Raw genomic sequence first — 8,761 nt, 5'->3', positions numbered from 1 at the left:
ACATGGGAGATGACCCTTTACGGGACCGGGCGGCTTGACGGAATGTCCCGCCTACAGCGGTGTTGAGCCGGACGCCCGGGAACCCTAGGCTGCCCGCCGCCCAGGCCGACAGAGGGGACATGAACACCGACATCCGCGCGCTCACTGAACGCGTGCAGCAGGAAAGCAGCTTCGTCGAGGTCCTCAACCAGGAGACCGGCAAGGTCATCGTCGGGCAGCGGTACATGCTCGAACGCATCCTCATCGGCCTCTTGTGCAACGGCCACGTCCTCCTGGAGGGCGTGCCCGGACTCGCCAAGACGCTGACCGTGCGCACCGTGGCGGACTCGCTCAGCGCCACCTTCATGCGCGTGCAGTTCACCCCCGACCTGCTGCCGGCGGACCTCGTCGGCACGATGATCTACAACCAGCAGACGGCCGCGTTCACCGTCCGCAAGGGGCCCATCTTCGCGAACATCGTCCTCGCGGACGAAATCAACCGCGCCCCCGCCAAGGTCCAGTCCGCCCTCCTGGAGGCCATGGCCGAGCGCCAGGTCACCATCGGCGACCAGACCTTCGGCCTGCCCTCGCCCTTCCTCGTGCTGGCCACGATGAACCCCATCGAGCAGGAGGGCACCTACCCCCTCCCCGAAGCGCAGGTGGACCGCTTCATGCTCAAGGTGAAGGTGGGCTACCCGACCCGTGATGAGGAGAAGGTCATCATGGACCGGATGTCCGGGGGCTCGTCTCCGAAGGCCCAGCGGGTCATCACGCTGGAGCACCTGGTGCGCGCGCGGGAGCTCGTCCACGCCATCTACATGGACGAGAAGGTGAAGGAGTACATCCTCAACGTGGTGTTCGCCACGCGTGAGCCCGCGCGCTACGGCCTCAAGGACCTGGCGGACTACATCCAGTTCGGGGCCTCGCCGCGCGCCACCATCGCCCTTGCGCAGGCGGCCCGCGCTCACGCGTTCCTGCGCCACCGCGGCTTCGTCACCCCGGAGGACGTGAAGGCCATCGCCTTCGACGTGCTCCGCCACCGCATCGCGATGACCTACGAGGCGGAGGCCGAGGAACTCACCCAGGAGAAGATCATCCAGCGCGTCTTCGACCGCGTGGAAGTCCCCTGAGAAGCTCCATGAAAGGCCCCCGGTAGGAGCGCGCCCGTGCTGCCCAAGGACCTCATCCGCCGCATCCGCAAGCTGGAGATCCGCACCCGCAAGGTGGTCTCCGACATGCTGGCCGGCCAGTACCACTCGGTGTTCAAGGGCCGCGGCATGGCCTTCTCCGAGGTGCGGCAGTACCAGCCCGGCGACGAGATCCGCTTCATCGACTGGAACGTCACCGCGCGCATGAACGAGGCCTACATCAAGGTCTTCACCGAGGAGCGCGAGCTCACGGTGATGCTCCTGGTGGACGTGTCCGCCTCCAACGAGTTCGGCTCCAAGGACCGCACGAAGGCGGAGGTCGCCGCGGAGGTCGCCGCGCAGATTGCCTTCAGCGCCATCGCGAACAACGACCGCGTGGGGCTCATCCTCTTCTCGGACCGGGTGGAGAAGGTCGTCCCGCCGCGCAAGGGCCGCATGCACGTGCTGAGGCTCGTGAGCGACATCCTCACCTTCAAGCCGAAGGGCCATGGCACGGACCTGTCCGCGGGGCTCACGTACCTGTCGCAGGTGTCCAAGCGGAAGGCCGTGACGTTCCTCGTGTCGGACTTCATGGCGACGGGCTACGAGAAGCCGTTGCGCCTGGTGGGCCGCCGCCACGACCTGGTGCCGGTGGTCATCGAGGATCCGCTGGAGCAGCGCTTCCCGAGCCATGGCCTGGTGGAGATGGAGGATCCGGAGACGGGCGAGCGCTTCGTCGTGGACACCAGCTCCACCGCCGTGCGCGGCAAGTTCATGCGCGCCATGCAGGCCCAGCGCGACGAGCGCCGCAAGCTGTTCAAGAAGCTGGAGCTGGACCACGTGGAGCTGCGCGCCGGAGACGACCACGGCAAGGCGCTGGCGAACTTCTTCCGCGCGCGGGCCCGGAGGATGGCGGCATGAGACACGCGCTCGTCCTCGCGGCGGTCCTCCTGGTCAGCACGCCGGCCGCCTGGGCCCAGGCCCCGTCCTCGGCTCCTGTCGCGCCCAAGGCCCCGGTCGCCCTGGAGACGGTGACGCCCACGGGCGCGTCCGCGCGAGTGGAGCCGGAAGAGGTGCACATCGGCGAGCCGTTCACCTACCAGGTGACGCTCACGCACCCGAAGGACCAGCGCTACGAACTGGTGGCGCCCACGGGTGAGAGCGCCGTGGAGCTGCTCCAGCAGACGCGCCAGCGCCAGGACAACGCGAACGACGCCACCACGACGTTCGGCCTGCGCTTCTCCGCGTTCGAACTGGGCAGCGTGCAGCTGCCCGACCTCACCTTCGACGTGGCGACGCCGGAAGGGCCCCGCCGGTTCGTGCTCAAGGGCAAGCCGGTGGAGGTGGCCTCCACGCTGCCGCCGGACGCGCAGGGGCAGGGCGCGGAGCTGTTCGACTACCAGCCCCCGCAGGAAGTGCCCATCCGCTCGTGGACGCTGCTCTACGCGCTCGTGGCGGCGCTGGCCGTGGGCGTCGCGGCCTGGGCGTTGGTGCGCTGGTGGCAGCGCCGCCCGAAGCGCGAGAAGGTCGTCCCGCTGCTGCCCCTGGACGTGCGCGTGCGCCAGTCCCTGGACGCGCTCAAGCGCGAGGACCTGCCCGGCCGCGGCCACGTGAAGGACTTCTATTTCCGCCTCTCCGAAATCGTGCGCGGCTACCTGGGCGAGCGCTACGGCTTCGAGGCCCTGGAGTGCACGTCGTCCGAACTGATGGCGTCCCTGCGCAGGCTGCCCACGCCGGGCCTGCCGGAGGACGCGCTGATGCGCTTCGTCTCCGAGTCGGACATGGTGAAGTACGCCCGCGCCGACGCGTCCCCCGAGTCCTGCAATCAGGCGTTGGCCTTCGGCTACGACCTGCTCACGAAAACGTACGTTCCTCCCGCTCCCCCCAAGCCCGATGCTGCCCCCGGACCTCGCGTTCAATAACCCGGAGGCGCTCTGGGCCCTGCTGCTGGCGCCGCTGCTGCTCGTGCTCGCCTTCTGGGCGCGCAAGCGCCGCGCCACGCTGCGCTTCTCCGCCGCGCACGTCTTCGCGAAAGGCGGCCGGGGCTTTCGCACGTACCTGCTGCCGCTGCTCCCCGTCCTGCGCGCGGCGGCGGTGATTGCCGCGGTGGTGGCCATCGCACGGCCGCAGTCGCGCGACTCGCGCGTGCGAGACCTGTCGGTGGAGGGCATCGACATCGTGGTGGCGCTGGACCTGTCCACGTCCATGGAGGCCGGCGACTTCCGTCCGCAGAACCGCCTCAACGTGGCGAAGGAGGTGCTCGCGGACTTCATCACCGGCCGCGTGAACGACCGCCTGGGCCTGGTGGTGTTCTCCGGCGCCGCGTACACGCAGTCTCCGCTGACGCTGGACTACGGCGTGCTGAAGGAAGTGCTCAAGCAGCTGCGCACCCGCGTCCTGGAGGACGGCACGGCCATTGGCGACGCCATCGCCACGTCGCTCAACCGCCTGCGTGACTCCGACGCGAAGAGCCGGGTGGTGGTGCTGATCACCGACGGCGACAACAACGCCGGCAAGATTTCCCCGCTGGACGCGGCGAACATGGCCGCGTCGCTCCACATCCCCATCTACACCATCCTCGTGGGCAAGGGCGGCAAGGTGCCCTTCCCGCAGGGCACGGACCTGTTCGGCAACACCGTGTGGCGCGAGACGGAGATCCCCATCAACCCGGAGCTGATGCAGGACATCGCGGACCGCACCGGCGGCGAGTACTACCGCGCCACGGACCCGGAAGGCCTCAAGCGGGGCCTGCAGAAGGTGCTGGACGCGCTGGAGCGCTCGAAGCTGATGGAGGGCGGTGCCAGCGCCACGTACAAGGAGAACTTCCACCCGTTCCTGCTGGTGGCCTTCGGGCTGGCCGCGCTGGAGCTGCTGCTGCGCGCCACCTTCCTGCGGGTGTTCCCATGATGCCCACGCTGGACGCCTGGCGCTTCACGCTCCTGGGCTATCAGGTGGGCCTGGCGCAGCCGCTGTTCCTGGGCCTGTTCCTGGTGGGCCTGCTGCTGGGGCTGCTCGCGCTGCTCAAGGCGCTGGGCCGCAGGACGCGGCTGTCGGCGCTCATCGCGGAGCGCCACGTGGCGACGCTCGCGCCCGGTGTGTCCGTGTGGCGGCCGGCGGTGCAGGGCGGTCTCTACGGGCTGGGGCTGATGCTGTTCGGGCTCGCGCTCGCGCAGCCCCAGTGCGGCACGAAGAGCGAACTGACGAAGCGCCGGGGCATCGACGTGGTGGTGGCGCTGGACGCGTCCAAGTCCATGCTCGCGCGCGACGTGCAGCCCAGCCGGCTGGACCGTGCGCGGCTGGAGCTCAACACGCTGCTGGATGAGTTGAAGGGTGACCGCGCGGGCCTGGTGGTGTTCGCGGGGGATGCGTTCGTGCAGTCGCCACTCACGTCGGACTACTCGGCGGTGAAGCTGTTCCTGCGCGCGGTGGATCCGGACGTGATGCCCCAGGGCGGCACCAACGTGGGCGCGGCGCTGAAGCTGGCCAAGCAGGTGTTGGACAACGCGGACCGGGGCTCCAAGGAGCGCGTGGTGGTGTTGCTGTCGGACGGCGAGGACCTCACGGGCGAGGTGCGCGAGGCCACGGATGCGCTCAAGGACGCGCACGTGCAGGTGCTCGCGGTGGGCGTGGGCTCGGACTCCGGTGAGCCCATTCCCGTCTACGACCGGCGCGGCGAGTTCGTGGACTACAAGAAGGACTCCAACGGCGACACCGTCATCACGCGCCTGGATCGCGCGGGCCTCACGGCCATCGCGGATGCCACGGGCGGCGCCTTCTTCTACCAGCCCAACGGCGTGGCGATGGGGCAGGTGGTGGAGCGCATCGACCAGCTGCAGAAGAGCGAGCTGGAGAGCCGCGTGACGGTCCGTTACGACGAACGCTTCCAGTTGTTCGCCATCCCCGGGCTGGTGCTGCTGGTGCTGGGCATGTCGCTCATCCCTTCGCGCCGGAGGGCCGCATGAGCACGCGTTCGATGCGGCGGCGCGCGGCACGCGCGATGGCGGTGGGCCTGGCCGGACTCCTGGCGCTGCCGGGGCCCGCGTGGGCGGTGGGACCGTTGGAGAAGGACCACCCGCTGGTGCAGCGCGGGCGCGACGCCTACGCGGCGGGGCGCTACGAGGACGCGCTCCGCGACTTCGACGCCGCGAAGAAGGAACGGCCAAATGATCCGACGGTGGAGTTCAACCGCGCGGATGCGTTGGCGAAGCTGGGCCGCTCGGCGGAAGCGCGCGAGGCGTTCAAGCAGGTGGCGGAGTCCTCGCGCCAGCCCGACCTGGCGCAGAAGAGCTGGTACAACCTGGGCAACCTCGCGGCCACGGCGGGCGACCGCGCGGAGGCGCTCAAGTCCTACCGCAAGGCGCTCACGCTGGACCCCACGGATCCGCAGGCCCGGCACAACTACGAGGTGGTGCTGCGCGACCTGCCGCCGCCCCAGAACGGCCCGGATGGTGGCACCGACGGTGGCCAGGACGGCGGCAACGACGGCGGACGCCCGGACGCGGGCGAGGACGGCGGCCAGAAGGGCGACGGCGGCACCCCGCAGGACGGCGGCCAGGACGGCGGTCCGGATGGTGGCGCTGACGGCGGCGCGGATGGCGGTGCGCCAGATGGCGGTCAGGACGGCGGCGCGGACGGTGGCGGCGGCGATGCCGGGCCTGGCGACGGTGGCGCGGATGGCGGCTCGGATGGCGGGCAGCAGGATCCGAACCAGAAGGGCGACGGCGGCGCGGATGGCGGCAAGGCCGACGGAGGCCAGGACGAGGGCGAAGGCGACTCTCGCGATGGCGGCGCGGACGGCGGCAGCGAGGGCGAAGAGGAGACGGAATCGAACCCGCGCGATGGTGGAAGTTCGCCGGGCGACGTCGACCGGCAGGAAGCCGAGCGCCTGCTGGATGCGATGAAGCAGAACGAGAAGAATCTCCAGCTCTGGCGTTTCCAGCAGAAGAAGAAGCAGAGGAAGCCCAATGAGAAGGACTGGTAGCGGGCGCACGGCGCTGCTCGCCGTGCTCGCCCTCCTGGCCACGGCGCCGGCGTGGGCGGCGGAGATCGAGTTCTACCAGACGGTGGACCGCACCGAGGTGGGCACCGACGACACCTTCAAGCTCACCGTGGTGGTGGTGGACGCGCCGTCCAACGCCCAGGTGCGCCTGCCCGAGTCCAACGACTTCGAGGTGCTCTCCTCGTCGCGCGGCAGCCAGCGCTCCATCTCGTTGTCCGGCGGCGGTCCCGCCGTCATCCAGGACATCACCCGCCACGAACTGCTGATGCGCCCGCTGCGCGCGGGGAAGCTCACGATTCCGCCCTCGACGCTCACCGCGGGAGGCCGCACGTACCGCACGGACGCCGTGCAGCTCACCGCGCGCGAAGGCCGAGTGGGCAACGCGCCCCAGGCGCAGCAGGGCGGCCGGCCGTCGTCATTGCCGGATCCGTTCCGCAACTTCCGCAACATGCCGGATCCGTTCGGCGACGACGACTCGGACCTCAACGACGACGAGCCGGTGATTCCGCGCGGGGACTCGGACCTGTTCCTGCGCGCGAGCCTGGACCGGGACGACCTGTACGTGGGCGAGCAGGCCACGCTGTCGCTCTACATCTACTCGCGCGTGGACCTGTCCAGCGTGGACGCGGTGACGATGCCCAAGCTGGAGGGCTTCTGGACGGAGGAGGTGGAGAGTCCCACGCAGCTCACGGGCGAGCAGAAGGTCGTGGACGGCATCCCGTACCGCGCCTACCTGCTTCGCCGCCGCGCGCTGTTCCCGGTGAAGTCCGGCACGCTGCTGATCACCCCGGCGGAGGCGGACATCACCACGGGCTTCCTCTTCGCGGGCCACCGCGTGCACCGGGTCTCCAACGGGCTGAAGGTGAAGGTGCGGCCGCTGCCGAACGGCGCGCCGCCGAACATGTCCAACGCGAACGTGGGTTCGTGGCGCATGTCGCTGGACGTGTCGCAGACGCGCGTGGAGCTGGGGCAGCCCATCACGGTGAAGGTCATCCTGGAGGGGCAGGGCAACGTGAAGAACGTCACCCCGCCGAAGCTCACGGGCCCGGCCGCGCTGAAGATCTACGAGCCGACCACCACGGACCGGATCACCCCCAACCGCAACCGCATCCAGGGACGCCGCGTGGTGGAGTACCTGGTGATGCCGCAGCGCACGGGCACCTTCACGTTGCCGGAGCTGCGCTTCCCCTACTTCGACCCGTCGAGGCGCCAGTACGAGGTGGCGCGCACGGATCCCATCACCCTCACCGTCGAGGCAGGGGCGGGTGGGGTGTCCTCGCTGCCGTCGGCGATGACGCCCGCGCAGGTGGCGGACGCGGCCAACGAGCAGAAGAACGTGCTCTCCACTGGAGGGCTGCGCCCGGTGCGCGCCCAGGCCCACTTCGTGGGGCCGTCGCAGCCCGTGTGGATGCGGCCCTTCTTCATCGCGGGCGTGCTGGCGCCGCTGGGCCTGCTGGCGGGCGTGGCGTTCGTGGGCGGCATGCGCGGCCGGCTGGCCACCCGCTCCGAGGCAGGGCGGGGACGTCAGCAGGCGAAGGCCGCGCGCAAGCGGCTGGCGGAGGCGGAGAAGCTCAAGGCGGGCTCCGACGCGGGTGCCTTCTACGTGGAGGTGGAGAAGGCGATGGTGGGCTTCCTGGAGGCGCAGCTCGGCTTCCCCGTGGGCGGGCTCACGCGCGAGGCGCTGGGGGAGAAGCTGGCGGCGGCGGGCGTGGACGCGGAGCGGAGCGCGCGCGTGCTCTTCGTGCTGGAGGCGTGCGACCTGGGCCGCTACGGCGGCGGGGTGGAACCGGGTGAGCGGCGCAAGGTGCTGGCGACCGCGGCGGCGGTGATGGAAGGCTGGGCCGGATGAGCGACACGGCGACGCAGGGCTACTACACCGCCGAGGAAGCGGAGGCCGTCTTCCAGCAGGCCAACGACGCGTACGGGCGCGAGGACTACGCCACCGCGCAGGACCACTACGAGAAGCTCATCGCCCACGGCTTCGGTGGGCCGGACGTGCTCTACAACCTGGGCACCACGCACCTGGCCCGGGGCGACCTGGGCCGCGCGGTGCTGGCGCTGGAGCAGGCCCGGAAGCAGGGCGGACGCGTCGCGGACCTGGACGCCAACCTGGCCCTGGCGCGGGCGCGGCAGGTGGACAAGGTGGTGGGCGCCGCGGCGGATGAAGCCTTCCTCCCCCGGCTGGCGGCGGCCACGGACGGCGCGGCGGTGGCCTGGGTCTTCTTCGTCGCGTGGCTCGTGGGCTTCGCGCTGCTGCTCTTCCGGCGCGTGTTTCCCGCGCTGCGGCGCACGGCGGTGGCGGTGGTGGCGGGCCTCTGCCTCACGGCGGCGGTGCCAGCGGCGCTGCTCCTGGGGGCCCACATCTGGGTGCACCAGAACGTGCACGAGGCCGTGGTGCTGTCCCCCACGCTGGTGGCGCGGGAGCTGCCTCGCTCGGAAGGGCGCTCCCTCTTCGAGGTGCACGCCGGCCTGAAGGTGCAGCTCCTGGAGGAGACGGGGAAGTACGTGCGCATCCGACTGCCCAACGGCCTGGAGGGCTGGGCCGAGCGCGACGGCGTCGCCGAAATCTAGGCGGGGCCAGGGCGACCCCGCCCGTGGGAAATCCGGCGGTGGACCGCTTTCGTACAGAGGGGCTACCGGGAGGCGTCGCTTCGCT

General features: G+C 70.5%; 8 protein-coding genes. All 8 read left to right on the top strand.

The annotated features are described in order from the left end of the window. Nucleotides 1-119: 119 nt before the first annotated feature. From D7X32_RS17445 to D7X32_RS17410, 8 genes are read left to right on the top strand one after another with little or no spacing between them, the layout of a single operon-like run. Complete coding sequence (locus tag D7X32_RS17445; protein ID WP_120603681.1) at nt 120-1,109, top strand: AAA family ATPase; 990 nt, start codon at nt 120-122, stop codon at nt 1,107-1,109. 36 nt (nt 1,110-1,145) lie between these two features. Beyond that, the gene (locus tag D7X32_RS17440) at nt 1,146-2,027 is read left to right on the top strand and encodes a DUF58 domain-containing protein (protein WP_120603680.1); all 882 of its coding nucleotides are present in this window, start codon (nt 1,146-1,148) and stop codon (nt 2,025-2,027) included. Next, nucleotides 2,024-3,028 carry a hypothetical protein gene (locus tag D7X32_RS17435; protein WP_120603679.1) on the top strand — a complete coding sequence of 335 codons (1,005 nt, stop codon included), beginning with the start codon at nt 2,024-2,026 and terminating at the stop codon, nt 3,026-3,028. The genes D7X32_RS17440 and D7X32_RS17435 overlap by 4 nt, the downstream gene beginning before the upstream one ends. Further along, nucleotides 3,000-4,013 carry a vWA domain-containing protein gene (locus D7X32_RS17430; protein ID WP_244239051.1) on the top strand — a complete coding sequence of 338 codons (1,014 nt, stop codon included), beginning with the start codon at nt 3,000-3,002 and terminating at the stop codon, nt 4,011-4,013. Before D7X32_RS17435 ends, D7X32_RS17430 begins: the two co-directional genes overlap by 29 nt. Continuing rightward, nucleotides 4,013-5,068, top strand: a complete 1,056-nt coding sequence (locus D7X32_RS17425; RefSeq protein WP_120603685.1) for a VWA domain-containing protein — start codon at nt 4,013-4,015, stop codon at nt 5,066-5,068. The genes D7X32_RS17430 and D7X32_RS17425 overlap by 1 nt, the downstream gene beginning before the upstream one ends. Beyond that, nucleotides 5,065-6,087, top strand: coding sequence for a tetratricopeptide repeat protein (locus tag D7X32_RS17420; protein WP_120603678.1), 1,023 nt, complete (start codon nt 5,065-5,067; stop codon nt 6,085-6,087). Before D7X32_RS17425 ends, D7X32_RS17420 begins: the two co-directional genes overlap by 4 nt. Further along, nucleotides 6,071-7,954 (top strand): BatD family protein, encoded by a 1,884-nt coding sequence (locus tag D7X32_RS17415; RefSeq protein ID WP_120603677.1) that lies wholly within the window; start codon nt 6,071-6,073, stop codon nt 7,952-7,954. Before D7X32_RS17420 ends, D7X32_RS17415 begins: the two co-directional genes overlap by 17 nt. Then, nucleotides 7,951-8,676, top strand: a complete 726-nt coding sequence (locus D7X32_RS17410) for an SH3 domain-containing protein (protein WP_120603676.1) — start codon at nt 7,951-7,953, stop codon at nt 8,674-8,676. The genes D7X32_RS17415 and D7X32_RS17410 overlap by 4 nt, the downstream gene beginning before the upstream one ends. Nucleotides 8,677-8,761: the final 85 nt, after the last annotated feature.

The organism is Corallococcus carmarthensis (assembly GCF_003611695.1).
Taxonomy (GTDB): Bacteria; Myxococcota; Myxococcia; order Myxococcales; family Myxococcaceae; genus Corallococcus; species Corallococcus carmarthensis.
The sequence above is the reverse complement of the archived record's forward strand: the minus strand, read 5'-3'. Positions and strand labels throughout refer to the sequence as shown.